Raw genomic sequence first — 1,370 nt, 5'->3', positions numbered from 1 at the left:
GGTTCTATAATATTTGTTGGGGTATTCACATAATTCCACGCATAAAAAAAGCACAGATTCACCGATTTATATATACTTGAATTGTCGAGAAACAAGTAATAGAAAGGTGAACTGTGCAAATGAATTTTAACATGAATATCCCAGGATTAAAAGATGTAGAGATTACGAAAGTAGAAGAAGTAGGCGATCGAATCGCATTGCATGTACAATTGCCTAAATGTACGCATCAATGTCCAGTTTGTAAAAAAGAAACATCAAAGGTTCACGATTATCGTATACAGAAAATCAATCACTTAAAATGGTTTGAACGTTTAACTATTCTTTTCTATAAACGTCGTCGCTATGTTTGTAATTGTGGTAAGCGTTTCTCTGAAAAATCCCCCTTCGTAGATAAATATCAACGCTACTCAAAAGAATGGAATCAAGTGGTGAATGTACGGGCTATTAAAGCCAAAACATTTAAAGAAGCTGCAGAAGTACTAGGTACATCAACCACGACGGTCATTCGCCGTTTTAAAAAGGTAGCGAATAAACAATTAGTAGAGGGTGTACGTTTACCAAAAGCAATTGCGATTGATGAGTATAAAGGCGATACAGATGCAGGTACGTATCAGCTAATAATTGCGAATGCGGAGACGCACGAGCCGATTGATATTTTACCAAATCGTAAAAAAGAAACAATAAAAAATTACTTAAGTCAGTATGGAGCAGACGTTGAGATAGTGGTCATGGATATGAATCCAAGTTTTAAAGCAGCTGTTCGTCAATCACTAGGTCGACCTGTTATTGTGGCAGACCGCTTTCATTTTAGCCGTTATATCTATTGGGCAATGGATGAAGTGCGCCGACAAGTACAAAAAGAATGGGACAAATACAATCGCACAAAGTGTAAACGTATGCGTCATGTGTTTTATAAACGTGCATCTAAATTATCACCGAAACAACAGTGGTACTTACAGCGCTATACTGAAATGTCTGAAACATTAAAAGTAGCTCATGAATTAAAGGAAGCCTATTGTGAATGGTTTGATTGGGCAAAGACAAAGAATGATGTCATAGAAGTGAAGAAGCGATTACAAGCTTTTTACCGTAAAGTAGAAGAGACAAAATTACCAGCTTTCTTAAAAGCAATTCAAACATTTAAAAACTGGCAAGTAGAAATCTTAAATAGCTTTAGTTTTGGTTATTCCAACGGCTTCTTGGAAGGCATTAATAATAAAACAAAAGTGATGAAACGGAATGCATATGGCTTTCGACGCTTCGATCACTTTCGAGCAAAAATCTTATTAAATTTAAAGTATAAAGAAATCGGGGTTCATCTGGGTTAACGTGCTGAAAGATTTGTACACCCCAACATTTGACTTAGAACC

1 protein-coding gene is annotated in these 1,370 nt (G+C 36.1%); it reads left to right on the top strand.

Annotated elements, in window-relative coordinates:
• Positions 1-113: 113 nt before the first annotated feature.
• Complete coding sequence (locus tag ACIQ7T_RS27950; protein ID WP_402875320.1) at positions 114-1,328, top strand: ISL3 family transposase; 1,215 nt, start codon at positions 114-116, stop codon at positions 1,326-1,328.
• The last annotated feature ends 42 nt before the right edge of the window (positions 1,329-1,370 follow it).

Source organism: Lysinibacillus sp. NPDC096212, assembly GCF_044763105.1.
GTDB lineage: Bacteria > Bacillota > Bacilli > Bacillales_A > Planococcaceae > Lysinibacillus.
The sequence above is the reverse complement of the archived record's forward strand: the minus strand, read 5'-3'. Positions and strand labels throughout refer to the sequence as shown.